The sequence below is a fragment of the Pseudomonas sp. stari2 genome (genome assembly GCF_040760005.1).
Classification (GTDB): domain Bacteria; phylum Pseudomonadota; class Gammaproteobacteria; order Pseudomonadales; family Pseudomonadaceae; genus Aquipseudomonas.
Window position 1 is genome coordinate 496,896 of the sequence record NZ_CP099760.1, and the last position, 23,301, is coordinate 520,196.

Here is a 23,301-nt window from a genome sequence, read left to right on the forward strand (position 1 = left end):
AACTCCCGATCAGTTGGTGATGTACTTGGGGGTGACGTACGGCGCGTAGTCCGGCAGTACCGCTTCGACCTTGCCTTGCTCCTTGAGGAACGCAGCGGTGTCGGTGATGGCTTTGGTGGTCGGCGCGCCGAGGTCACTGACCTGATCCGCCGCCAGCGGGTAGACGTTGCCTTGCAGCAGCAATGGAATGTCGCTGGCCTTGGCGCCGGACAGTTTCACCAGTTTGTCGACGTTGCTCTTATTGGCGATCCAGGCTTTCGGATCCTTGCGGTAGTCGGCGTAGGCGTCGAGGGTGACCTTGGCGAATGCAGTGACGATTTCCGGATGCTTCTCGGCGAAGTCCTTGCGCACGATCCACGCATCGAAAGTCGGCGCGCCGAACTTGGCCAGTTCGCCGGAGGTGATCAGCACTTTGCCGTTTTCCTTGGCCACGCCCAGCGCCGGATCCCAAACGTAAGTGGCATCGATGTCACCGCGTTTCCACGCGGCAATGATCGCTGGCGGGGCGAGGTTGAGGACGGTGACTTTCGAAGGATCGATGTTCCAGTGCTTGAGCGCGGCCAGCAGGCTGTAGTGCCCGGTGGACACGAACGGCACGGCGATTTTCTTGCCGACCAGATCCTGCGGCGTCTTGATGCCGGAGCCGTCGCGGGCGACCAGCGCTTCGGCGGCGCCGATCTGGGTGGCGATGAGGAAGGTTTCCACCGGGACTTTGCGGGTGACGGCAGCGGTCAGCGGGCTGGAACCGAGGTAGCCGATCTGCACGTCGCCGGACGCGATGGCCGAGATGACGTCCGCGCCGTTGTCGAACTTGCGCCAGCTGATGTCGGCCTTGGTGGCTTTCTCGTAGGCGCCGTCGGCCTGGGCGACTTTTGCCGGGTCGACGGTGGTCTGGTAGGCGACGGTGAGGTCGGCGGCCTGGGCCAGGAAACTCGCAGCGGCCAGAGAGGCCACGGCCAGCAGGCGAAGCGGGACATTCAGTTTCATTGAAGAGCTCCATATCAGGCGACCGAGGATCGGCGTGAAAGGAGACTAAATGATCTAAGAAACTAAAAATAAATAACTTTTTAGACTTAGCTTATGAGCGGAAAAATCTAAGGGAGAGAACGTGATCGTTCCCACGTGGACGGTTCGACGTGGGAACGATCAGAGGAGGAGGTGTCAGTTGCTGATCGCCAGAATACTTGCCTGATACGACCCGACAAACACGTCGAAATCCCCCACCTCGTTCTGCTCCAGTTCAGCCTGTTGCGCCAGCGATGACCGTGCCAGCTCTTCGAACTTCGCCTGTTCGTCAGCCGCCAATGGCTCGCTGCGGAAGAACTCGGCGTGGGCCTGGCTCTGGCGCAGGGAGAATTGCGCGAAGCTTTCCTTGTGCTCGGCCATCGCTGCCAACACCTGGGCCGACGGGGTCAGGGACGAATCCTTGACCTTGGCCAGTTGTGCGTCGAGTGCCTTGCTGTGAGCATCGCCGCCATGGCTTTGATCCAGCAGCGCCGCCAGCGGAGCGATTTTTTCCAGCAGCTCTGCCGCCCATTCCTTCATGTCGACCGGTTGGCCGTCGCGCTGCAATTGCAGGCCTGGGCGACGACCTTCCTTGACCACGCTGAGGAAGTTGGAGGTGGCGTTGCCGCAGCTGATGTTGGTCAGCAGCGGGCTGTCGTTCAGCGCGCAGTACAGCAGGAACGCGTCGAGGAAGCGCGACTCGGTGAGGTCGATGCCCATCGGCAGGAACGGGTTGATGTCCAGGCAGCGCACTTCGACGTACTGGATGCCACGGGCCATCAAGGCCTGGATCGGCCGCTCGCCGGTGTAGGTCACGCGTTTCGGGCGGATGTTCGAGTAGTACTCGTTTTCGATTTGCAGGATGTTGGTGTTCAGTTGCACCCACTCGCCATCCTGGTGCGTCCCGACTTCGACGTACGGCGCGTACGGCGTGGCCACAGCCTTGCGCAGGCTGTCGGTGTAGCTTGCCAGGTCGTTGTAACACGGCGTCAGGCCGGCCTGGGCGTTGCTCTGGTAACCAAGGTCGCTCATGCGCAGGCTGGTGGCGTAGGGCAGGTACAGGGTGTCCGGATCCAGCTGTTCCAGCTGATGCGAACGGCCGCGCAGGAACCCCGCGTCCAGCGCTGGCGAAGCACCGAACAGATACATCAGCAGCCAGCTGTAGCGGCGGAAGTTGCGGATCAGCGCGATATAGGACGACGACTGGAAATCCCGGTCGGTGCCGACGAAGCCTTCGGCTTCTTTCAGCAGCGGCCAGAGTTTTTCCGGCAGGGAGAAGTTGTAGTGAATCCCGGCAATGCACTGCATGGTCTTGCCGTAACGCAGGGCCAGGCCCTTGCGGTAGACGTACTTGAGCTGACCGATGTTGGAGGTGCCGTAATAGGCGATCGGGATGTCTTCCTCGGCCGGCAACGGGCACGGCATCGATGGACTCCACAGGTACTCGTTGCCGAGTTTGCTGTAGGCAAAGCGATGAATCTTGTCCAGGCTCGCCAGCGTGTCGGCCGGGTCTGGCAGGGCAGGCGTGATGAACTCCAGCAGCGACTCGGAATAGTCGGTCGTGATCTGTTCGTTGGTCAGCGCGGAACCCAGGCTTTCGGGGTGCGGCGTTTGCGCCAGTCGACCCTCGCCGGTCACGCGCAGGCATTCACGTTCGATGCCGTGCAGGCACTGTTCGAGCAGAGAGAGGTTGGCGCGCTCACCGAGCAGAGCCAGGCGGCGGTTGAGAAGTTCGCTCAATTTGGATTCCTTCACGCGTCAGTCGCCCCAATATGGGGGTGGGCAGGACGGTCTACAAGGGTGAAGTTGAAACTGGCGTTTTCGCCTGGTTTTTCGGGCCATGAAAGCCCCATTGGAAACGCCAACTTCAGTCCCTGAATCTGGCAGACGCGGGCGAGGAAAACTCCGACGCTGCGATCACAGCGCCGAAATTAACTCAAAATGATGAACAACATCTACAGGACAGCGAACGTGCCTTGTGCTTTTGCGACCAGTTTGTCGCCCTGCATCACGTCGGCTTCGACCACCAGCGTGCGCCGGCCCGGGTGGATCACCCGCGCCGTGCACATCACCTCGCCTTCGGAGACGGCGCGGATGTAGTTGATCTTGCACTCGATCGTCGCACTCTGCTGGTCAAAGCCGTGGGTGCTGGAACAGGCCAGCCCCATGGCGATATCGACCAGACTGAACAGCGCGCCGCCGTGCAGCTTGCCGCCACGGTTGCGCAGTTCCGGTTCCAGCGCCAGGGCGACCTGTGCCACCCCGGTTTCCAGGCTGTGCAGGCGGCAGCCCAACAGCTTGAAAAACGCGCTCTCGACGAGCCCGGCCGGAATCTCCATCAGCGTTTCTTCAACTGCTTGGCGTTGGCGAACAGCGACGCCATCGCGTTATTGGCTGGAGCCGCCGGGGTGCTTTCCTTGCGCGGAGCCGAACCCTGCGACTGGCGTGGCGCCGAGCCCGGGCGCGAGCCACGGGCGCCGTCGATTTTCTCGCCCGGAGTGTCGCTCATGCGCATCGACAGGCCGACGCGTTTACGCGGGATGTCGACTTCCATGACCTTCACTTTCACCACGTCACCGGCTTTCACGGCTTCGCGCGGATCCTTGATGAATTTCTCCGACAGCGCCGAGATGTGTACCAGACCATCCTGATGCACGCCGATGTCGACGAACGCGCCGAACGCGGTCACGTTGGTCACCACGCCTTCGAGGATCATCCCCAGTTGCAGGTCTTTCAGGTCCTCGACGCCTTCCTGGAATTCGGCGGTCTTGAACTCCGGACGTGGGTCGCGACCCGGTTTTTCCAGTTCCTGCAGGATGTCGGTGACGGTGGGCAGACCGAAGGTCTCGTCGGTGAACTTCTTCGGATCCAGGCGCTTGAGGAACGCGGCGTCGCCGATCAGCGAGCGGATGTCGCGGTCGGTTTCAGCGGCGATGCGTTGCACCAGCGGATAGGCTTCCGGGTGAACGGCCGAGGAGTCCAGCGGGTTGTCGCCGTTCATCACGCGCAGGAAGCCGGCGGCCTGTTCAAAGGTTTTCTCGCCCAGACGAGCAACTTTCTTCAGCGCTGCACGGGTCTTGAACGCGCCGTGCTCGTCACGGTGAGTCACGATGTTCTGCGCCAGGGTCGCGTTGAGGCCGGAGATCCGCGCCAGCAGCGCCACGGACGCGGTGTTCACGTCCACACCCACGGCGTTCACGCAGTCCTCGACCACGGCGTCCAGGCCGCGCGCCAGTTTCAGCTGCGACACGTCGTGCTGGTACTGGCCGACACCGATGGATTTCGGATCGATCTTCACCAGTTCGGCCAGTGGATCCTGCAAGCGACGGGCGATGGACACGGCGCCACGGATCGATACGTCCAGATCCGGGAATTCCTTGGCCGCCAGTTCCGATGCCGAGTACACCGATGCGCCGGCTTCGGAGACCATGACCTTGGTCATTTTCATTGCTGGATATTTTTTGATCAGTTCGATGGCCAGTTTGTCGGTTTCACGGCTGGCGGTGCCGTTGCCGATGGCGATAAGGTCGACTGAGTGCTTGGCGCACAGGGCGGCCAGGATGGCGATGGTCTGATCCCACTTGTTGTGCGGCACGTGCGGATAAACCGTGGCGTGATCCAGCAGCTTGCCGGTGGAGTCGACCACCGCGACCTTGCAGCCGGTACGCAGGCCCGGGTCGAGGCCCAGAGTGGCGCGCGGGCCGGCTGGGGCGGCCAGCAACAGGTCGTGCAGATTGTGGGCAAATACGTTGATCGCCTCGGTTTCGGCGCCGTCGCGCAGCTCGCCCAGCAGGTCGGTTTCCAGGTGGGTGTAGAGCTTGACCTTCCAGGTCCAGCGCACCACTTCACCCAGCCATTTGTCGGCCGGACGGTTCTGGTTCTGGATGCCGACGTGCTGGCCGATCATGCCTTCGCACGGGTGCAGGGTGCCCGGCAGTTCCTCACCGACTTTGAGTGCGGAGCTGAGAATGCCTTCGTTGCGGCCACGGAAAATCGCCAGCGCGCGGTGCGACGGCATGCTTTTCAGTGGTTCGTCGTGTTCGAAGTAGTCGCGGAACTTGGCGCCTTCCTCTTCCTTGCCGGCGATGACGCGGGCGCTGAGGGTGGCTTCCTGCTTCAAATAGTTGCGCAGTTTGTCCAGCAGGTTGGCGTCTTCGGCGAAGCGCTCCATGAGGATGTACTTGGCGCCTTCCAGCGCTGCCTTGGCGTCGGCCACGCCTTTTTCGGCGTTGATGAAGCGTGCGGCTTCGGTTTCCGGGGCCAGGCTCGGGTCGTTGAACAGACCGTCGGCCAGCTCGCCGAGGCCGGCTTCCAGGGCGATCTGGCCCTTGGTACGGCGTTTCTGCTTGTACGGCAGGTACAAGTCTTCTAGGCGGGTCTTGGTGTCGGCGAGTTTGATTTCGCGCTCCAGCTCAGGGGTGAGTTTGCCCTGCTCCTGGATGCTGGAAAGAATGCTGATGCGCCGTTCGTCGAGTTCTCGCAGGTAGCGCAGACGCTCTTCCAGATGACGTAGCTGAGTGTCATCGAGGCTGCCGGTCACTTCTTTCCGGTAACGGGCGATGAAGGGAACGGTAGAGCCTTCATCGAGTAGCGCGACGGCCGCTTCGACCTGTTGCGGGCGTACGCCGAGTTCCTCGGCGATGCGGCTGTTGATGCTGTCCATAAAACCACCTGACAAATTGTGAAAGCAGGCTCGCAGGCGCATAAATAAGGGCCCGGAGTCTGGTGGGGCGGCCTGACGCTTGCCGCTGCCTGGGTCAACAGGCATCCCATTGACCCGTGAAATCGAACAATTACTGCGGCGACCCGGAAAATAAAGGACGGCCACCTGCGGTAACGATTCAGACGTTGCCTGGCACAAAAGGCCGCGCATTATAACCGGCGTTCTGTCATTCGGGGGCGACGCGGTCTGTAGGCTCAAGCCCCGGTTTTCTGGCAGTGAAGGAAAAATCTGCTAACAATGCACACGGTGCGTATAACGGCAGCTACGCCATAATGCGCGCCGAGCTAAAAGGAGTATCCAATGAGCAGCACTGCACAAACTGCTGAAGGCGAAAAAATTCTTATTGTTGACGACGATCCGGGGCTGAGCAGCCTGCTGGAACGCTTCTTCGTCAGCAAGGGCTACCGTGCCCGCGCCGTACCGAACACCGAGCAGATGGATCGTCTGCTGTCCCGTGAAGTGTTCAACCTGGTCGTTCTCGACCTGATGCTGCCGGGCGAAGACGGCCTGACCGCTTGCCGTCGTCTGCGTGGCGCGAACAATCAGATCCCGATCATCATGCTCACCGCCAAGGGCGACGAACTGAGCCGGATCAAGGGGCTGGAACTGGGCGCCGACGATTACCTGGCCAAGCCGTTCAACCCGGACGAGCTGATGGCTCGCGTCAAAGCCGTGCTGCGCCGTCAGGCCGCACCGGTGCCGGGCGCGCCAGGCAGTGAAGAAGAAAACGTCACGTTCGGCGACTACGTACTGTCCCTGGCCACCCGCGAACTCAAGCGCGGCGATGAAGTGCACATGCTCACCACCGGTGAGTTTGCGGTACTCAAGGCCCTGGTGATGAACGCCCGTCAGCCGCTGACCCGCGACAAGCTGATGAACCTGGCCCGTGGCCGGGAGTGGGATGCCCTGGAGCGTTCCATCGACGTGCAGATTTCCCGTCTGCGCCGGATGATCGAACCCGATCCGTCCAAACCGCGCTATATCCAGACTGTCTGGGGCGTGGGTTATGTGTTCGTGCCGGATGGCAACTCCACCAAGTGACGGGTGATTTGTAGGAGCGGGTCTGCGGGCAACGGTCGAAAGTGCCGGCTCCGCAGACTCGCTATCCGCAATATGCGAGCATTGCTCGTTCCTGCAAGTGCGTAGCGGTTATCCATGAAAACCCCTGTCTGGTTCCCCCAAAGCTTCTTCTCCCGCACCCTCTGGCTGGTGCTCATCGTCGTATTGTTCTCCAAGGCACTGACCCTGGTTTATCTGTTGATGAACGAGGATGTGCTGGTGGATCGCCAATACAGCCACGGCGTCGCCCTGACGCTGCGTGCCTATTGGGCCGCCGATGAAGAGAACCGCGCGAAGATCGCCGATGCCGCGACCCTGATACGGGTGGTCGGTGCCGGTGTGCCGGAAGGCGAACAGCACTGGCCGTACAGCGAAATCTACCAGCGGCAGATGCAGGCGGAACTGGGTGCGGACACCGAGGTTCGACTGCGCATGCATTCGCCGCCGGCGTTGTGGGTGCGCGCTCCGAGCCTGGGTGACGGGTGGTTGAAGGTGCCGTTGTACCCGCATCCGTTGCGCGGCCAGAAAATCTGGAACGTGCTCGGCTGGTTCCTCGCCATCGGTCTGCTCTCGACTGCGTCGGCCTGGATTTTCGTCAGCCAGCTTAACCAGCCATTGAAGCGTCTGGTGTATGCCGCGCGGCAGCTCGGTCAGGGCCGTAGCGTGCGCCTGCCGATCAGCGATACACCCAGCGAAATGACCGAAGTTTATCGCGCCTTCAACCAGATGGCTGAAGACGTCGAACAGGCTGGTCGTGAACGAGAACTGATGCTCGCCGGGGTTTCCCATGACCTGCGGACGCCGCTGACCCGATTGCGATTGTCACTGGAATTGATGGGCGACCGCACCGACCTGACCGACGATATGGTGCGTGATATCGAAGACATGGACGCGATCCTCGACCAGTTCCTCGCGTTCATTCGCGATGGTCGGGACGAATCCGTGGAAGAAGTGGATCTGAGCGATCTGGTGCGTGAAGTCGCGGCGCCGTACAACCAGAGTGAAGAGAAAGTGCGTTTGCGCCTGGAGCCGATCCAGCCGTTCCCGCTGCGCCGGGTGTCGATGAAACGTCTGCTGAACAACCTGATCGGCAATGCGTTGAATCATGCCGGCGGCAGTGTGGACGTTGCGGCCTATGTGTCCGGTGACACCAGCGCGCCGTACGTGGTGCTGAGTGTGATGGACCGTGGGGCGGGGATTGATCCTTCCGAGCTTGAAGCGATCTTCAACCCGTTCACCCGCGGCGACCGGGCGCGGGGCGGGAAGGGCACCGGGCTGGGGCTGGCGATTGTGAAGCGGATTGCTTCGATGCACGGTGGCAATGTCGAGTTGCGCAACCGCTCCGGGGGCGGGCTGGAGGCGCGGGTGCGCTTGCCGCTGGGATTGATGCTGCCGCGGGACGCGGTTTAAGTTTCAGGCGGCCTTGCGGCCGCCTGATTCAAGGTTCAACCCTTGCCTTTTGTGCGGGTCATGTTCGGTCCGCCATTCTTCTCAAGGTGCTCGATGATGATCCCCGCCACGTTCTTGCCCGTGGTGGTTTCGATCCCTTCCAGACCCGGTGACGAGTTCACTTCCATCACCAGCGGCCCGTGGTTGGAACGCAGAATATCGACACCCGCCACCGCCAGCCCCATGACCTTGGCAGCGCGCAACGCGGTCATGCGTTCTTCCGGGGTGATCTTGATCAGGCTGGCGCTGCCGCCCCGGTGCAGGTTGGAGCGGAATTCCCCGGGCTTGGCCTGACGCTTCATCGCCGCGATCACCTTGTCACCGACCACGAAGCAGCGAATGTCCGCGCCGCCGGCTTCCTTGATGTATTCCTGCACCATGATGTTCTGCTTCAGGCCCATGAACGCCTCGATCACCGACTCCGCCGCCGTCGCGGTTTCGCACAGCACCACACCAATGCCCTGAGTACCTTCCAGCACCTTGATCACCAGCGGCGCGCCGTTGACCATGTCGATCAGGTCGGGAATGTCGTCCGGCGAGTGGGCGAACCCGGTCACCGGCAGGCCGATACCCCGGCGTGACAGCAATTGCAGCGAACGCAGCTTGTCCCGGGAACGGGCGATGGCCACCGATTCGTTGAGCGGAAACACCCCCATCATTTCGAACTGGCGCAGCACTGCGCAGCCATAGAACGTCACCGATGCGCCGATCCGCGGGATCACCGCATCGAAACCTTCCAGCGGTTTGCCGCGATAGTGGATCTGCGGCTTGTGGCTGGCGATGTTCATGTAGGCGCGCAAGGTGTCGATCACTACCATTTCATGCCCGCGTTCGGTTCCGGCTTCGACCAGACGGCGGGTGGAATACAGACGCGGATTGCGCGACAGCACAGCGATCTTCATGCAACACCTGTGGAGGAGGTAGATACCGGGAACACCGGCTTGTCTTGTACATACTTGATGCCCGGATTGACCACCAGTTGGCCGTCGATCAGGGCTTTGGAACCTAACAACAGGCGATAGCGCATGGACTTGCGGCAGGCGAGGGTGAACTCGACCGGCCAGACCCGATCACCGAGGGCCAGGGTGGTGCTGATCACGTAGCGCACCTGGGCCTGGCCGTTGGAACTCTTGATGGTCTTGCGGGTGACCAGCGGCGCTTCGCAACGCCGGTGGCGCAACTGCACCACCGTGCCCAGGTGCGCGGTGAAGCGCACCCATTTCTCGCCGTCCCGTTCGAACGGCTCGATGTCGGTGGCGTGCAGGCTGGAGGTGCTGGCACCGGTATCGATTTTCGCCCGAAGGCCCGCGACTCCCAAGTCCGGGAGCGCCACCCACTCGCGCAGACCGACAACGGTCAAATGGTCAAATGTCTTCAATGGAAAAAAACCAACAATTAATGCGCCCACGCTCCAGGGGAAACCTGAGCTAACGCTTTGAATGCAGGCTTGGCGAACCAGAATCCCTGCATCAGAAATATTCCGCAGTCCGCCAGGAAATCCCGTTCACCAGCGCTTTCTATGCCTTCGGCGATGACTGTAACGTCCAACTCCGCACAGATTGTGACAATCCCCCGAACGATAGCCTGACGAACACGGTCACGGTCGATATCGCGAATCAGCGCCATGTCGAGTTTGATCAGGTCCGGCTGGAAATCGGCCAGCAGATTGAGCCCCGAATAACCGGCGCCGAAATCGTCGATGGCCGTCTTGAAGCCGAATTCGCGGTATTCACGCAGAATATTGGTCAAATGGCGATAGTTATCTACGTGCTCGCTTTCCAGTGTTTCGAAAATCAGCCGGTCGATCGGGAAATTGTGTTTCCTGGCGGCCTCCAGGGTGCTGCGAATGCATAACTCTGGACGATAGACGGCGTTGGGCATGAAGTTGATCGACAAGTGTGTCTGCATATTAAGCGCGGCCGCGCCTTCGATGGCGCGAGTCCGGCAGAGTTGGTCGAAACGGTAGCGGTTATCTTCTGTAATCTGGTCCAGCACGGTGAGTGCGCCTTCACCGGCCGCACCACGAACCAGTGCCTCGTAGGCGTATACCGACTCGTCACGCAGATCCACGATGGGCTGATAAGCGAAGGAAAAGTCGAAGCCCAGCGGCTCGCTTTGCTGGCAGCCCAGACAGCCCGGTTTGGGCGAGGTCAATGAAGACGGAAATTTGGTCACTCGATCACTCCATGCCGGTGAACCGGCGAAGATCACAGTTTATCTGGAGGGCCGGGTTCTTGCGCCCGACAGAATCGGTAGTACAGTTCCGACTACTGGCTGAACGAGGAATTCATATGGCGCAAAAACAGGAAGAGGACGACAAGGTCCGTCTCGATAAATGGTTGTGGGCTGCGCGTTTTTATAAAACACGGGCCTTGGCCAAAGCCGCCATTGAAAGCGGCAAGGTGCATTGTCGGGGAGAGCGCTGCAAGCCTGGCAAAGAGCCACGCATCGGCGATGAATTCGAGATTCGCACCGGCTTCGATGAAAAGACCGTTGTGGTGCAAGCCCTGTCGATCGTGCGTCGTGGCGCGCCGGAAGCGCAGACGCTGTATGCGGAAACCGAAGCCAGTGTCGCCAAGCGCGAGGCGGCTGCGGCGATGCGCAAGGCGGGCGCCTTGGGCGTAACCACAGATGGCAAACCGAGCAAGAAGCAGCGCCGGGATCTGTTTAAATTTCGTGGGAACAGTGGCGGAGAATAAAAAAAACGCAGCCTGCCGGTCCTGACTCAAGACTCGTCAATGGCTGCGATTTTTTTCAGCGGTCGTCGATTATCGTGCGGACACGACAGTCATCCGCGAAACCACCGGCAACTTGCCCAGCAGCCCAAAGATTGGCGCCGTGACCTTCAGCCAGAAGTTCGCCGCGTGATAGGCAAACGGCGTGTAGTAACCCCAACCCAGCGCCCACACCGCCAGCAGCAGGCCACCGATGTAATCGTCCTGGCCCCAGTGCGCGCCGGCCACCAGCCGCGGCAGCATGAACAGCAGCGCCAGGCCCCAGACTGTCAGGAACTGGCCGGCTGAGCGACTGAAAACGCCCATGAACAGCGCCCAGATCAGCAGCACCGAAGCATGGTCACCGGGAAAACTCTGGCTCGAGCGATCCTTCAGCTCAAAGGTCTTCTCCAGATGCGGGAAATAGTCGCTCATATGGACGGCGCCTTCGAGCACCATGGAGGGGCTATTGTGCTGCCAGCCCATGTGGTCGGCAAATTTGGAAAACAGCGCGCGGATCACCACCATCAGCAGCAGGATCGAGAAAAATCCGAAGAACGCGCGACGTACGTCAATCGCCTTGAAGACCCAGTCGCCCTTGATCAGCAGCGTCAGCAGAATCAGTCCGACGACAACGTCGAACGGGCGCAGACTTGCAATTGCCCAGATGTGGAGCCATATGGGGTTGCTGGCCAGCGGAGTATTGAGTGAGCGGAACAGCCACTCGTCGAAAACCACACACAGCATCTGGCCTGTAGGCCATAACCAGAAAGCCAGTAGTGCCAATGGCACTGCATTGCACAGAACCAGCCGGCCGAGGTTCCACCTTGATTGGAACAAACCCGGATTGTTCATAAAATGCCTCCCGTGGCTGAACATAGGCATCAAAATGGATGCCAGAAGCGCGGGATTTTCATTCTTTGTAACCTTTTTGTCATTAAAATCAGATACCTAGACCTATGACCGATTTCCTCGATACCGATTACACCCAACGCTTCATCTTCGATGACAGCGACACGCGCGGCGAACTGGTGTCGCTGGAACGCAGCTACGCCGAAGTGCTCGCCAAGCACCCGTATCCGGAGCCGGTTGCGCAATTGCTGGGCGAATTCATGGCTGCCGCGTCGCTGCTGGTGGGCACCCTGAAATTCGATGGCTTGCTGATTCTTCAGGCACGCTCCGAAGGCCCGATTCCGCTGCTGATGATCGAGTGCTCCAGCGAGCGCGAAATTCGTGGCCTGGCCCGTTATGAGGCGGACCTGATCGCCCCTGACGCAACCCTCGCCGACCTGATGCCCAACGGCGTTCTGGCCCTGACGATCGACCCGACCGTAGGCCAGCGTTATCAGGGTATCGTCGACCTCGACGGCGAAACCCTGTCCGATTGCTTCACCAACTACTTCGTCATGTCCCAGCAGGTCGGCACCCGCTTCAAGCTGTGTGCCGATGGCCGTCGCGCCCGTGGCCTGCTGCTGCAGCAACTGCCGGCCGATCGCCTGAAAGATGAAGATGAACGCGCCGCCAGCTGGCAGCACATCACCGCGCTGGGCAACACCCTGACCGCTGATGAACTGTTGAGCCTGGACAACGAAACGGTTCTGCATCGCCTCTACCATGAAGAGCAGGTTCGTCTGTTCGATGTGCAGAAATTGCGTTTCCACTGCAGTTGCTCCCGCGAGCGTTCGGGCAATGCATTGGTCAGCCTGGGTCTGGAAGATGCGCAGCAATTGGTGGCCGAGCAGGGTGGCAGCGTCGAGATCGATTGCCAGTTCTGTAACCAACGCTACCTGTTCGATGCGGCGGATATCGCTCAATTGTTCGCTGGCGCGGGCGTCGAGACGCCGTCAGATACCCGGCACTAAAACGGTTCAGCGCAGGTAAATTCACTGCTCAACGACGGAATAACGCCGTTACGACGGGAGGACCCTACTCTTTTTGGGCTTTTCTGGCATAATCCGGCCCACTTTTTTCGCGGTAGTAGTGCACGACTTTCTACTACAAAACGTTTGGAGCACACTCGGCCACTGGCCGACGGGGAATCTCATGACGCAAGCCAATAACGCCGTGTACACCGATCTGAGTGTTGATGATCTGGTAAAAGAAGCCCTGAAACGCGGTGAAGGCGAGCTTGCCGATACCGGCGCTCTGGTTGTTCGCACCGGTCACCGTACCGGCCGTTCGCCAGTCGACCGTTTCATCGTTGAAGAGCCTTCCACCCAGGACGCTATCGCTTGGGGCCCGATCAACCGCAAGTTCCCGGCCGACAAGTTCGACGCGCTGTGGGCTCGTGTCGAGGCGTTCAACAACGCGCAAGAGCATTTCGTTTCCCACGTGCATGTAGGCGCGGCCGAAGATCACTACCTGGCCGTGAAGATGACCACTCAGACTGCCTGGCAGAACCTGTTCGGTCGTTGCCTGTTCATCAACCCGGCCCAGTACAACCCGGCCGGTCGTGAAGAGTGGCAAGTGCTGAACGTGGCCAACTTCGAGTGCGTGCCTGAGCGTGACGGCACCAACTCCGACGGTTGCGTGATCCTCAACTTCGCCCAGAAAAAAGTGCTGATCGCCGGCATGCGTTACGCCGGTGAAATGAAGAAAGCCATGTTCTCGGTGCAGAACTTCCTGCTGCCGGCTTCCGACGTGTTGCCAATGCACTGCGCTGCCAACATCGGCGAAGCAGGTGACGTGACCCTGTTCTTCGGTCTGTCCGGCACCGGCAAGACCACCCTGTCGGCCGACGAAAGCCGTTACCTGATCGGTGACGACGAACACGGCTGGGGTGAAGGCGTTGTCTTCAACATCGAAGGCGGCTGCTACGCCAAGTGCATCGACTTGTCCGAGAAGAACGAGCCGGTCATCTGGAAAGCCATCAAGCACGGCGCCGTGCTGGAAAACGTCGTGATCGACGATGCCAAGCACGCGGACTACGCCGATGTCAGCCTGACCCAGAACAGCCGCGCAGCCTACCCGCTGGAGCACGTTGCCAAGCGTTCCGAGAAGAACCTGGGCGGCGAGCCGAACGCTGTGATCTTCCTGACTTGCGACCTGACCGGCGTACTGCCGCCCGTGTCGATCCTGAACAACGAGCAGGCGGCCTACCACTTCCTGTCCGGCTACACCGCACTGGTGGGCTCGACTGAAATGGGTTCGGGCAGCGGCATCAAGTCGACCTTCTCCACCTGCTTCGGCGCACCGTTCTTCCCGCGCCCGGCGGGTGAATACGCCGAGCTGCTGATCAAGCGCATCAAGGGCTTCGGCTCCAAGGTCTACCTGGTCAACACCGGCTGGACCGGCGGTGGCTACGGCGTCGGCAAACGCTTCAACATCCCGACCACCCGCGCCGTGATCGCTGCGATCCAGAGCGGTGCCCTGGTCGGTGCCGAAACCGAACACCTGGACACCATCAACCTGGACGTGCCACTGGCCGTACCGGGCGTCGAAACCAACCTGCTCAACCCGCGCAACACCTGGGCTGACAAGGCTGCATACGACGAAGCTGCCAAAGCACTGGCCGGTCTGTTCATCGAGAACTTCAAGAAGTTCGACGTGAGCGACGCGATCAAGGCTGCCGGGCCTAATTTGTAAGACTTAGTTCTGGTGAATGAAAAAGCCGCCTCTTGAGGGCGGCTTTTTTGTGGGTGATCGGTTGGACTTCGTTGTCAGATCAACTGCCATTATTCCCGCAGAGTCCGTGCTAAGCAGCCAGAATAATGCTACTTAAGGATCCGCAAACTCCTAAGCATTTTTTCTCCAGCCATCATGGCCATTGCCGTCTGGTATGCAGCACTCGCAGCACTTCCACAACATCAACTTTGATTGTGTAGATGATGACGTAGTTTGGGGTGACGACGATTTCGCGGGTGCCTTCCGCGATACCTTTTCGGTATATGGCAGGGTGCTTGCGAGCGCTTTCTCCTTTCAGTTCGAAAACCTCATCGAGTTCAATCGCTGCAACGGGATTTTCCTGTCCGATACGCTCCATGATGTTGTCTCGGTCATCCAGCGCCTTTTGGCGCCAGACCAACCTCATCAACGTACTCGCTGACGCAGGGCATCCCGCTTGGCGGCAAATATCCTGCGAGCGTTTTCATTGCTGACGCTGGGCCTTGGGTCATCAATGCTGATTTGTACCTGTTGTTTGACCCATTCTTCATATGCAGCGGCTTCATGAGCTTGCTTCATCGCTTCGGCGCGATCAGGGCGAGCATAGGTTTTTATTTGAAGAGGATCATAACTGGAGGCGTCCACATCGAAGTGATTGATACCCACTCCTTGCAGGTAGGTCACCAGTGTTTCGAACCGCTTGAACAGCCGCACCTGGCCACTGCGTTGTGCTGCCAGTGAATACTCTTTGCTTCCTTGCTGAACTTGAATCGACCAGCCACCGGGCCTGGCGACGATATGTGCGCTACTGATCGAACCGTTCTCAAACAGTCGCGTGAGAGTGCTGTGATCAATGGTTTCAGTGGTCATGAAAGCAAGCCCTTGGTTGAACAATGGCTCCCATCGTACGCAATCAATAATAGTTTGCAAAATTCAGGTCCTTAAGTTTTGCGCCGGAAATGCCAGCGTCAGTGTTCTAGATAGAGGCAGGCAGTTCTAGCCATGAACACGCCTGCCCGAAGTTCGTCAGGCCGGGGCTTTCCAGCTGAGCATTTTCTGCTGGTCGACTTGCAGCAGGTCACAGCCGTCTTTGGTCAACAGGTAGAGCGCGTGGGTGATGTGCGGGATGTCTTCGACGTCGGCGTGTTTGAAGCAGAGACAGTAGAGGGTTTGCAGCAGGTGGCTGGAAGCACGCAGACGCTGGACGGCGCATTCGAGGATGTCTTGTGGGTTGGCATCGGTGTCGATGACCAGGGGCTTGGTGTCGGTGAGGTTGGAGTCGAGTGGACGGTAGCGATCGGAGTGGAGCTCGTTCCATGATTTCATTTTTTCTATCTCTGTAGGCATCGATGAACCGCTGCTACCGTGACCAAGCGGTGGAGGCGGACTGTGTTCAAGTTGGTCAAACCGGCAGAGATAACCCGGTACGCCGAAGCGTCCCAAACACAGCCCGCCATATAGCGTGCCGACAGAAAGAGGTCGGCAGCATACAAGGGCATGCATCAGTTATCTCTGTTTTTCAGGTGACCAAACCTGAATCGCTGATTGGGCAGCGACAGTCACAACTATAGGTTTCGACCCACCGGCGCCGATAGAAGACAAGGCGCCGCTGCGTGTAGGAACGGGATGCAGATTCGGGCAGGCCGTTCTTACAGATCAATCATGGTTTTCAACGAATCGCCCGATACCCCTCAACATCCAGCACACTCGTCGTCAGCCCGGTCGCCGGGGTGTAGATCGTGCCTTTCACTGTCGAGAACGGGACGCCTTTGCTGCCCAGCGACACGTAGCGTTCACCTTGATCCAGTTCGGTGAACCAGGTGTAGGAGCACTTCTCCATGGCTTTGTATTTCGCTGCCGCGTTGACGATGGCGGCGGTGTGGTTTCGAAGGTCGGCGTCAGTAAGGTTGAGGTTCTTGTCGAGCACGGTGCCCCAGCGTTTCAGGCAGGTCTCGGCAAAGTGGCGGACGATCAGGCCCGGTTCGGCCACAACCTTCGGACCACTGACACCATCGGCCGAAGCATTGCCGACCAGGGTGGCGTGACGACCTGGCATGGGGAAAATGCTGGTTTTGGTGCCGGTCGCGGTTTGCGGAATGACGCAGCTGAAACCCTTGGAACGTTCGTCCCGAGCATAAAAGCCCACGTATTCTTTGACGTTGTAATTGAGCTTTACCCGGTGTTCCTGAAAGTTACCGATACCGGGCACAGGATCAATGGCAAAGATATTGACTGGAATGTTTTTCAGCGCACTGTCATTGAACATGGCATTGGCCAGCATATGGCAACTAATGCCGCCACGGCTCCAGCCCACCAGATTGACCTTTGTTGGAATAACACCGTCCTTGCGGAAGGTTTTAATGATTTGCTCTTGTAACTTCTGTTGCGTGACGCTGCGCTCGCCATAGTTATATTTGCGCCATAGCCAGGAACCCTCGATCTTTACATCTTCAATCGGAATGCCGGCAGCCTTGAGGCGGTTGTATTCCGCTTCGGTCAACTGCTCGCGCTGCCAGTCGCATTTGCCTTTGATGATGTTCATCGCGTGCTGGACGTTTTCCTCCCAGCCCTTGCCGAACAGGGTTCCGCTGAGGCCATAGTCCTTGGATTTGGTGAACAGGTCATCGGCTTGCAGGTTGCTGGTGCCGGGGCCATCGACCACGATCCATTCGGCAAACTCGCGACCGGCGTGGTGGGAGGCGAGTGTGGAAACGAGTTCGCCATCCCAATAATTTTCGTGGGCATTATCAAACTTTGTGGAACCTGTACCGCAAAAGAAAATAGTCAGCGTAGTCATGTTGTTGCTCTTGGTTGATGAAAGAGCAAACAGACTAGTTCTGAACTTTGCAGTCATGGAAGAGACGGGTTGTTGCGAACTTTGTAAGTTTGGCGGGTGGCGTCAATTATTTATTCGTTGCCTGGCAACTTCCAGCAGGTCACAGCCGTCCTGCGTCAATAAATAAAGCGCATTGACGATGTTGGGGATGTCTTTCACATCGGCCTGTTTGAAACACAGGCAGTAAAGAGTTTCCAGCAGGTTGTTGGCTGCACGCAGTCGCTGATCGGCGGCGTCGAGGAGATCGCGGTGACTCGCCTCGGTATCAATGACCAGCACGGGCGTTTCGTTATAGCTGGTCGTGAGTGCGCGGTATCGGGTGTTTAGCGGTTTGAACGGGTTCATGATCGGGTGAGTCCTTTACGAAGTCGCGTTAGCGGGCCGACACAGTGCTTTCAGTCGCGCCGGCCACTATAGAAGGGCGCCCTCGAGCGGAACAAGACAGCCACGATGGACAGAATTCGTAGGGGTTTTTCCGGGGTTCGGGCATTTGCCCTACGCGTTTTTCAAGCTTTTTCACAGCCAAACCCTGATCAGCGAAATTTCCCGCGTGTTTGTCGGGCGATTCCCGTTAAACCTCTGTATGGTGCGCGCCAGAATCCGTAGGGCGTTTCCAGACGTCCGACACACGCTTAAAGGGAATTAGGTATGCAGTGGCTACGAATGGCCTCGATCATTTTGCTGTGGGCCAGTGGTTGTCGTTTGGCGGTGGCTTCCGACACAGGCAATGGGCTGGCGCTTGCCAATCTGGAGCGCAGTGGCTGGCCGGACGCGCTCACCACTCAGGACAACATCGATACGGCCTCCCGCGCTGAGGTGCTGATCTTCGGTAAGGCCTTGTTGGCCAGCGAAGCGCTGAACGAAACGGGACTCAAACAACGACTGGGTGTGCAGCAAATGCAGCTCAAGTCGATCCGGCAAGTGCGCGACGGTCTGTGGGATCGCTTGCTCAGCACTTACCGTAATGCCAGCCAGAATTGTGATGAACAAGCGTTTTGCCCACGGGTGCGCAGCGTCGCCGATCTGCGCCAACTGGCGGCGGCATTCACCGGTGATATCAGCCCTGCCCATGCACAATGGGCAAGCAAAAGCCTGGACGTGCATGAGCGGGTACTGGATGAGCAACTGCGGGTGGCTGTCTTGCGGCCCTGACGATGCTTTGCGGGTGTTCAGGCCGAAAGGGTTTCACCCGTTGTCGCGGCGCAAGCCCAGGGCGGGGGGAAGTTGTCGGGAGAGGGCGTACATCCACCCAGCAGCAGGAATGCAAAGATCAGGGCGAGGGGCAGTTTCAAAGGTTTCGACATGTTCACTCCTTGATAAAAATCCATGGGCATCGGCCATCCTGGCTCTATGCGTGACGGACATTACCCTCAGGTCGATTCACGCTGCGATGAACAAAGTGTTTCATTTGTTTGATCCCGTGGCGGAGCTGCCGACGCTGTATCATCCCGTATCGATTTGCCCCCCGACCTATTCTCGACTCGCTGCGATCGCCCGCTAGGCTGTTGGCATCACAGCGGTCAACGGAGTGACAGCGAATGCACAACACCCTGGAACAGGTTTTCGGTTATCCACAATTTCGACCCGGTCAGGAAGCGGCAATCAGCGCCGTGCTGGCCGGGCGCTCGGCGGCGGCGATCTTTCCCACCGGGTCGGGAAAGTCCATTTGCTACCAGATGCCGGCTCTCCTGCTGCCACACCTGACGCTGGTGGTCTCGCCGTTGCTGGCGCTGATGCAGGACCAGCTTGAGTTCTTGCGGCGCCACGGCATTTCGGCGGGGAGCATCGACTCGGCACAAAGCCGCGAAGACGCCAATAATGTGATGGCCCGCGCCCGTTCGGGCGAACTGAAGATCCTGATGATTTCCGTTGAGCGTCTGAAAAACGAGCGCTTTCGAAATTTTTTGCAGCAGGTGCCGATCTCGCTGCTGGTGGTGGATGAGGCGCACTGCATCTCCGAATGGGGCCACAACTTCCGGCCCGACTATCTCAAGCTGCCGGACTACCAGCGCCAGTTCAACATCCCGCAGACCCTGCTGCTGACTGCCACCGCAACGCCGAAAGTCATTGCCGACATGCAGGCGAAGTTCGCCATCGCCGCCGAAGACGTAGTGACAACCGGTTTCTATCGACCCAACCTCAACCTGCTGGTGGAGCCGGTGCGCGGCGAGGACAAGCGTCGACGGCTGGTGCAGTGGATGGCCGAGCGAACGGGCCAGCCGAGCATCGTCTACGTCACCCAGCAGAAAACCGCCGAACACCTCGCCGAGCATCTGGGGCGCAATGGCATCCAGGCCGAGGCGTACCATGCCGGGCTGCCCCACGAACAACGGGAAGCGATCCAGAAGCGCTTCATGGGCGGGCAGTCCAATTGCATCGTCGCCACCATCGCGTTCGGCATGGGCATCGACAAAAGCGACATCCGCAACGTGGTGCATTTCGACCTGCCCAAATCCATCGAAAACTACAGTCAGGAAATCGGCCGTGCCGGGCGAGACGGGCAACCCTCCGACTGCCTGGTGCTGGCCAACCGCGACAGCCTCAATGTGCTGGAAAACTTCGTCTACGGCGACACGCCGGAGCGCGATGGCATTCGCCACGTGCTGGACGAGTTGCAGGCCGCTGCGCCTGAAGGTCAGTGGGAGTTTTTGCTCGGGCCGCTGGCGGATCAGAGCAATATCCGTGCGCTGCCGTTGAAGACGTTGCTGGTGCAACTGGAGCTGCGAGGGCTGATTGCCCCGCGCTACGCGTACTACGCCGAATATCGTTTCAAATACCTGCTGGAACCCGAGGCGTTGCTTGAGCGTTTCGAGGGCGAGCGCAGGGATTTCGTCGCAGCGATCATCCAGACTTCGAGCCGCGCACGGACCTGGGCCACGGTGAATTTCGAGGCGATGTATTCGCAGTATTCGGCCGAGCGCAACCGCGTGGTGAAGGCGCTGGATTACTTCCAGGAAAAGGGCTGGGTCGAGCTGGAAAGCAAACAGATGACCGAGGTCTACAACGTTCTTCACAGTGCCTTCGACAGCCAGGTCTTGAGTAGCGAGTTGCATGAATACTTCTCCCGTCACGAACAGGCCGAAGTGGCGCGGATTCACGCGATGCTCGAATTGTTCGCCACCGAGCGATGCCTGGGCTATCGACTGGCCGAATACTTCGGTGATCACAACGCCCCCGAGCAGTGCGGGCATTGCTCGGTGTGTCACGGGCAGATTGCCCGGTTGCCGGCGCCTCCGGAACTGCCGGCGCTTGTGGATAAAAGTTTTCCGGCGTTGTGCAGCGACTTTATCCACAGGCACGAGCAACAGACCGGCAGTGCGCCTTCGGCGGAGCGGCTGACGCGCTTTCTGTGCGGGATCAGCGTGCCGCTGTTCACCAAGCTAAAGGCACGGACCATTTCCGGGTATGCGGCGCTGGAGGAGTATTCCTACGCGGACGTGCGGGCCTGGGCTCAGGCGCATCTCTGAAGCGGTGAATCCATCTGCTGAATGTCGATCATCACGGCAATAAACTTCAAAAAAGCCCGGTGGCTGTCTATGGTGAAGGCTGTCTTTGGATCTCCAACAAGAGAACAACATGAGCCAGACATCCTTCGAAATCCGCCAGGCCGCCGTGATCGGCGCCGGCACCATGGGCCGCGGCATTGTCATGTGCCTGGCCAACGCCGGCGTGTCAGTGCAATGGGTCGATAACAATCCGCAGATGCTTGAGCAGGCGCTGAAGGCGGTGGCCGATACCTATGCGCACAACGTGCGTCAGGGGCGTATCGATCAGGTCGAGGCCGATGCGCGAATCGTCCGGGTCAGCGCGGCGGCGGATTATGTGGCGATCCGCAATGTCGATCTGGTGATCGAAGCGGTGTACGAGAATCTCGAGCTCAAGCAGAAGATCTTCCGTGAGCTCGATGGCTTGCTGAAGCCGGAGGCACTGCTGGCGAGCAATACCTCGGCGCTGGACATCGATGCAATTGCCGCCGCGACACGACGCCCGACTCAGGTGTTGGGCCTGCATTTCTTCAGTCCGGCGCACATCATGAAATTGCTGGAAATCGTCCGTGGTGCGCGAACCTCGCCAGCCGTGCTGGAAGCGGCGCTCGAACTGGGCAAGCGTATGGGCAAGGTCAGTGTGGTGTCAGGCAACTGTCACGGATTTATCGGCAACCGCATGCTTCATCCTTACGTGCTCGAGGCGCGCAAGATGCTGCTCGAAGGGGCCTGGCCACAGCAGATAGACGCGACGTTGCAGGGCTTCGGTTTTGCCATGGGGCCGTTTCGCATGTACGACGTGGTTGGCATCGACCTGGAGTGGCGTGCCCGTGAGCTCGCCGGCAAGGGCCAGGAAGCGCCAGAGGTTCAAGTGGATAACCGCTTGTGCGAGCTGGGGCGCTTCGGACAGAAGTCCGGTAACGGCTATTACCACTACGAACCGGACAGTCGTCAGGCCGAGCATGACCCCGAGGTGGATGCGCTGGTGTTGAGCGTCAGCGAAAGTCTGGGGTTTCATCGCCGTGACATCGGCTCCGAGGAGATCCTTGAGCGTTGCCTTCTGGCGTTGGTCAACGAGGGCGCGAAAATCCTGCAGGAAGGGATTGCCGAATCGGCCCATGACATCGATCAGGTCTACCTGAATGGCTACGGTTTCCCGGCGGAGAGGGGCGGGCCGATGGCCTGGGCGGACGACCAGGGGCTGGCAGACATTCACAAGCGGTTGCTGGCGCTGGAGACCCGGCAGGGTGATCAGTGGCGGCCAGCGCAATTGATTGGTGAGCTGGCAGCGCGAGGAAAAGGTTTTTACCTTTAGACTGGCCCGATCACTCAAGGAATCGACACTGATGTCCAACCCGATGCCGCAACGCACCGATTACCCGCATTTCCAGCCGATCACTACGCGCTGGCATGACAACGATGCCTACGGTCACGTCAACAACGTCACCTACTACAGCTTTTTCGACACGGCCGTGAACACCTACCTGATTCAGGTCGGTGGCCTGGATATTCACGACGGCGAGGTGGTGGGGTTTGTGGTGAGTTCGTCCTGCGATTACTTCGCCTCGATTGCGTTTCCAGACCGGATCGAGATCGGTCTGCGGGTTGGCAAGCTGGGTAACAGTTCGGTGCAGTACGAGCTGGCGGTGTTCAAGGCTGATGAAAGTGAAGCCTGTGCGGCCGGGCGTTTCGTGCATGTGTTCGTTGATCGGGCGTCGAACCAGCCGGTGGCGATTCCGGCCGGTTTGCGCGGGGCGCTGGAACGGCTGGCGGTCTGACAGGCAAAAAAAAATCGCAGCTCGGGGGAGCTGCGATCTGGCTGTACCGGCAATGAGGTCAAGCCTCAGTCGCGGTAGTAGCGGTGATGCTTGCGATGGCCGTAGGCATGGCCGCGACCATGGTGGTAGTCACGATAGTAGCGACGATCATCACGGCCGCGATCATAACGACGGTCTTCGCGATTGCTTTCGTTGCCCATGTAGTTACCCAACGCGCCACCGGCACCGCCACCTGCTGCGGCGCCGATCAGGCTGCCAGTGGTGCCGCCCATGCTGCGGCCAACCACGTTACCGCCGGCTGCGCCCAACGCACCGCCAATGGCCGCTTCGCCACGGCTGTGTTTGTTGGCGCCCACCGCACTACCACCCGCGCCGCCCAGGGCCGCGCCAATGGTTGAACCTGTGCTGCCGCCTAAAGACTGACCGACGACCGAGCCAAGAACCCCGCCCAATGCGCCGCCCACACCTGCTTCGGTGGTGCCTCCGGCAGAAGCGAAGCCACTGACCAGGCCAAGGGACAACAAGAGAATCTGGGAGAACTTCATAGAGGAGCCTCAAAGGGATGACGGCGCGATCCTGAGGCTGTGTAACAAGGCTGACAATCGAAATCCGACGAATAACACGACCTGTATACAATTATGCAAGTTAC

General features: G+C 59.5%; 24 protein-coding genes. 9 read left to right on the forward strand and 15 right to left on the reverse strand.

Translation table 11 applies throughout. The features are described from left to right. Positions 1–9: 9 nt before the first annotated feature. From tauA to NH234_RS02210, 4 genes are all read right to left on the reverse strand, one after another. The gene (gene tauA / locus NH234_RS02195; RefSeq protein WP_085733335.1) at positions 10–987 is read right to left on the reverse strand and encodes a taurine ABC transporter substrate-binding protein; all 978 of its coding nucleotides are present in this window, start codon (positions 985–987) and stop codon (positions 10–12) included. 174 nt (positions 988–1,161) lie between these two features. After that, complete coding sequence (gene gshA, locus NH234_RS02200) at positions 1,162–2,745, reverse strand: glutamate--cysteine ligase (RefSeq protein WP_085712708.1); 1,584 nt, start codon at positions 2,743–2,745, stop codon at positions 1,162–1,164. A 215-nt stretch (positions 2,746–2,960) separates the two neighbouring features. After that, complete coding sequence (locus NH234_RS02205) at positions 2,961–3,344, reverse strand: PaaI family thioesterase (RefSeq protein ID WP_085733334.1); 384 nt, start codon at positions 3,342–3,344, stop codon at positions 2,961–2,963. After that, positions 3,344–5,668: a Tex family protein gene (locus tag NH234_RS02210; protein ID WP_085733333.1), complete on the reverse strand. Its 2,325-nt coding sequence runs from the start codon at positions 5,666–5,668 to the stop codon at positions 3,344–3,346. The genes NH234_RS02205 and NH234_RS02210 overlap by 1 nt, the downstream gene beginning before the upstream one ends. Positions 5,669–6,028: 360 nt before the next feature. Here NH234_RS02210 and ompR point away from each other — a divergent pair, with 360 nt between their 5' ends. Together ompR and NH234_RS02220 are read left to right on the forward strand one after the other, a co-directional pair. Continuing rightward, entirely contained in the window at positions 6,029–6,769 is a 741-nt protein-coding gene (gene ompR / locus NH234_RS02215) for a two-component system response regulator OmpR (protein ID WP_007952694.1), read from the forward strand. Between the two features lie 114 nt (positions 6,770–6,883). Next, positions 6,884–8,197: an ATP-binding protein gene (locus NH234_RS02220; protein ID WP_085712711.1), complete on the forward strand. Its 1,314-nt coding sequence runs from the start codon at positions 6,884–6,886 to the stop codon at positions 8,195–8,197. A gap of 35 nt (positions 8,198–8,232) precedes the next feature. On the opposite strand, the gene rimK is transcribed toward NH234_RS02220, so the two are convergent. The 3 genes from rimK to NH234_RS02235 are packed head-to-tail and all read right to left on the reverse strand — an operon-like array spanning position 8,233 to position 10,411. Then, positions 8,233–9,138: a 30S ribosomal protein S6--L-glutamate ligase gene (gene rimK, locus NH234_RS02225; protein ID WP_007949201.1), complete on the reverse strand. Its 906-nt coding sequence runs from the start codon at positions 9,136–9,138 to the stop codon at positions 8,233–8,235. Continuing rightward, entirely contained in the window at positions 9,135–9,581 is a 447-nt protein-coding gene (locus NH234_RS02230; RefSeq protein ID WP_169432582.1) for an ATP-dependent zinc protease, read from the reverse strand. The genes rimK and NH234_RS02230 overlap by 4 nt, the downstream gene beginning before the upstream one ends. 50 nt (positions 9,582–9,631) lie before the next feature. Then, a complete protein-coding gene (locus NH234_RS02235; RefSeq protein WP_367255546.1) occupies positions 9,632–10,411 on the reverse strand; it encodes an EAL domain-containing protein in 780 nt (259 codons plus the stop codon). A gap of 116 nt (positions 10,412–10,527) precedes the next feature. Between NH234_RS02235 and NH234_RS02240 the strand changes: the two genes are divergently transcribed. Beyond that, on the forward strand, positions 10,528–10,935 hold the full coding sequence (locus tag NH234_RS02240) for a S4 domain-containing protein (protein WP_085733331.1): 408 nt from the start codon (positions 10,528–10,530) through the stop codon (positions 10,933–10,935). A gap of 69 nt (positions 10,936–11,004) precedes the next feature. On the opposite strand, the gene NH234_RS02245 is transcribed toward NH234_RS02240, so the two are convergent. Continuing rightward, a complete protein-coding gene (locus NH234_RS02245) occupies positions 11,005–11,805 on the reverse strand; it encodes a phosphatase PAP2 family protein (protein WP_085733330.1) in 801 nt (266 codons plus the stop codon). Between the two features lie 104 nt (positions 11,806–11,909). Between NH234_RS02245 and hslO the strand changes: the two genes are divergently transcribed. Together hslO and NH234_RS02255 are read left to right on the forward strand one after the other, a co-directional pair. Then, positions 11,910–12,812, forward strand: a complete 903-nt coding sequence (gene hslO / locus NH234_RS02250; protein WP_134825140.1) for an Hsp33 family molecular chaperone HslO — start codon at positions 11,910–11,912, stop codon at positions 12,810–12,812. Between the two features lie 181 nt (positions 12,813–12,993). Beyond that, on the forward strand, positions 12,994–14,535 hold the full coding sequence (locus tag NH234_RS02255; RefSeq protein WP_367255547.1) for a phosphoenolpyruvate carboxykinase: 1,542 nt from the start codon (positions 12,994–12,996) through the stop codon (positions 14,533–14,535). 172 nt (positions 14,536–14,707) lie between these two features. Here the strand turns inward: NH234_RS02255 and NH234_RS02260 are convergent, their stop codons facing one another. The 5 genes from NH234_RS02260 to NH234_RS02280 form a co-directional block, all read right to left on the reverse strand. Further along, positions 14,708–14,980 (reverse strand): type II toxin-antitoxin system RelE/ParE family toxin, encoded by a 273-nt coding sequence (locus tag NH234_RS02260; protein WP_367255548.1) that lies wholly within the window; start codon positions 14,978–14,980, stop codon positions 14,708–14,710. Then, positions 14,980–15,423 carry a hypothetical protein gene (locus tag NH234_RS02265; RefSeq protein WP_367255549.1) on the reverse strand — a complete coding sequence of 148 codons (444 nt, stop codon included), beginning with the start codon at positions 15,421–15,423 and terminating at the stop codon, positions 14,980–14,982. Before NH234_RS02265 ends, NH234_RS02260 begins: the two co-directional genes overlap by 1 nt. A gap of 156 nt (positions 15,424–15,579) precedes the next feature. Continuing rightward, positions 15,580–15,879: a hypothetical protein gene (locus NH234_RS02270; RefSeq protein WP_367255550.1), complete on the reverse strand. Its 300-nt coding sequence runs from the start codon at positions 15,877–15,879 to the stop codon at positions 15,580–15,582. 343 nt (positions 15,880–16,222) lie between these two features. After that, positions 16,223–17,350 carry a hypothetical protein gene (locus tag NH234_RS02275; protein WP_367255551.1) on the reverse strand — a complete coding sequence of 376 codons (1,128 nt, stop codon included), beginning with the start codon at positions 17,348–17,350 and terminating at the stop codon, positions 16,223–16,225. 102 nt (positions 17,351–17,452) lie between these two features. Then, entirely contained in the window at positions 17,453–17,734 is a 282-nt protein-coding gene (locus NH234_RS02280; protein WP_085733325.1) for a hypothetical protein, read from the reverse strand. 303 nt (positions 17,735–18,037) lie between these two features. Here NH234_RS02280 and NH234_RS02285 point away from each other — a divergent pair, with 303 nt between their 5' ends. Further along, on the forward strand, positions 18,038–18,541 hold the full coding sequence (locus NH234_RS02285; RefSeq protein WP_367255552.1) for a polysaccharide deacetylase: 504 nt from the start codon (positions 18,038–18,040) through the stop codon (positions 18,539–18,541). Between the two features lie 17 nt (positions 18,542–18,558). Here NH234_RS02285 and NH234_RS02290 read toward each other — a convergent pair whose 3' ends face one another. Further along, the gene (locus NH234_RS02290; protein ID WP_256576048.1) at positions 18,559–18,693 is read right to left on the reverse strand and encodes a hypothetical protein; all 135 of its coding nucleotides are present in this window, start codon (positions 18,691–18,693) and stop codon (positions 18,559–18,561) included. Positions 18,694–18,927: 234 nt separating this feature from the next. Here NH234_RS02290 and NH234_RS02295 point away from each other — a divergent pair, with 234 nt between their 5' ends. From NH234_RS02295 to NH234_RS02305, 3 genes are all read left to right on the forward strand, one after another. Then, positions 18,928–20,856, forward strand: coding sequence for an ATP-dependent DNA helicase RecQ (locus NH234_RS02295; protein WP_367255553.1), 1,929 nt, complete (start codon positions 18,928–18,930; stop codon positions 20,854–20,856). A 109-nt stretch (positions 20,857–20,965) separates the two neighbouring features. Continuing rightward, positions 20,966–22,189 carry a 3-hydroxyacyl-CoA dehydrogenase NAD-binding domain-containing protein gene (locus NH234_RS02300; RefSeq protein ID WP_367255554.1) on the forward strand — a complete coding sequence of 408 codons (1,224 nt, stop codon included), beginning with the start codon at positions 20,966–20,968 and terminating at the stop codon, positions 22,187–22,189. Between the two features lie 31 nt (positions 22,190–22,220). Then, positions 22,221–22,652, forward strand: a complete 432-nt coding sequence (locus tag NH234_RS02305) for a thioesterase family protein (RefSeq protein WP_085733321.1) — start codon at positions 22,221–22,223, stop codon at positions 22,650–22,652. 65 nt (positions 22,653–22,717) lie between these two features. On the opposite strand, the gene NH234_RS02310 is transcribed toward NH234_RS02305, so the two are convergent. Next, a complete protein-coding gene (locus NH234_RS02310; protein ID WP_085712724.1) occupies positions 22,718–23,197 on the reverse strand; it encodes a glycine zipper domain-containing protein in 480 nt (159 codons plus the stop codon). Between the last annotated feature and the right edge of the window lie 104 nt (positions 23,198–23,301).

Coding starts and splice junctions, on each gene's coding strand:
- hslO (WP_134825140.1), top strand. CDS start 11,910: ATGACCGATTTCCTCGATACCGATTACACCCAACGCTTCATCTTCGAT.
- NH234_RS02240 (WP_085733331.1), top strand. CDS start 10,528: ATGGCGCAAAAACAGGAAGAGGACGACAAGGTCCGTCTCGATAAATGG.
- NH234_RS02280 (WP_085733325.1), bottom strand. CDS start 17,734: ATGAACCCGTTCAAACCGCTAAACACCCGATACCGCGCACTCACGACC.
- NH234_RS02270 (WP_367255550.1), bottom strand. CDS start 15,879: ATGAAATCATGGAACGAGCTCCACTCCGATCGCTACCGTCCACTCGAC.
- NH234_RS02285 (WP_367255552.1), top strand. CDS start 18,038: ATGCAGTGGCTACGAATGGCCTCGATCATTTTGCTGTGGGCCAGTGGT.
- NH234_RS02260 (WP_367255548.1), bottom strand. CDS start 14,980: ATGAGGTTGGTCTGGCGCCAAAAGGCGCTGGATGACCGAGACAACATC.
- NH234_RS02245 (WP_085733330.1), bottom strand. CDS start 11,805: ATGAACAATCCGGGTTTGTTCCAATCAAGGTGGAACCTCGGCCGGCTG.
- NH234_RS02275 (WP_367255551.1), bottom strand. CDS start 17,350: ATGACTACGCTGACTATTTTCTTTTGCGGTACAGGTTCCACAAAGTTT.
- NH234_RS02310 (WP_085712724.1), bottom strand. CDS start 23,197: ATGAAGTTCTCCCAGATTCTCTTGTTGTCCCTTGGCCTGGTCAGTGGC.
- NH234_RS02255 (WP_367255547.1), top strand. CDS start 12,994: ATGACGCAAGCCAATAACGCCGTGTACACCGATCTGAGTGTTGATGAT.
- NH234_RS02300 (WP_367255554.1), top strand. CDS start 20,966: ATGAGCCAGACATCCTTCGAAATCCGCCAGGCCGCCGTGATCGGCGCC.
- rimK (WP_007949201.1), bottom strand. CDS start 9,138: ATGAAGATCGCTGTGCTGTCGCGCAATCCGCGTCTGTATTCCACCCGC.
- NH234_RS02295 (WP_367255553.1), top strand. CDS start 18,928: ATGCACAACACCCTGGAACAGGTTTTCGGTTATCCACAATTTCGACCC.
- NH234_RS02290 (WP_256576048.1), bottom strand. CDS start 18,693: ATGTCGAAACCTTTGAAACTGCCCCTCGCCCTGATCTTTGCATTCCTG.
- NH234_RS02205 (WP_085733334.1), bottom strand. CDS start 3,344: ATGGAGATTCCGGCCGGGCTCGTCGAGAGCGCGTTTTTCAAGCTGTTG.
- tauA (WP_085733335.1), bottom strand. CDS start 987: ATGAAACTGAATGTCCCGCTTCGCCTGCTGGCCGTGGCCTCTCTGGCC.
- ompR (WP_007952694.1), top strand. CDS start 6,029: ATGAGCAGCACTGCACAAACTGCTGAAGGCGAAAAAATTCTTATTGTT.
- NH234_RS02210 (WP_085733333.1), bottom strand. CDS start 5,668: ATGGACAGCATCAACAGCCGCATCGCCGAGGAACTCGGCGTACGCCCG.
- NH234_RS02265 (WP_367255549.1), bottom strand. CDS start 15,423: ATGACCACTGAAACCATTGATCACAGCACTCTCACGCGACTGTTTGAG.
- NH234_RS02305 (WP_085733321.1), top strand. CDS start 22,221: ATGTCCAACCCGATGCCGCAACGCACCGATTACCCGCATTTCCAGCCG.
- NH234_RS02220 (WP_085712711.1), top strand. CDS start 6,884: ATGAAAACCCCTGTCTGGTTCCCCCAAAGCTTCTTCTCCCGCACCCTC.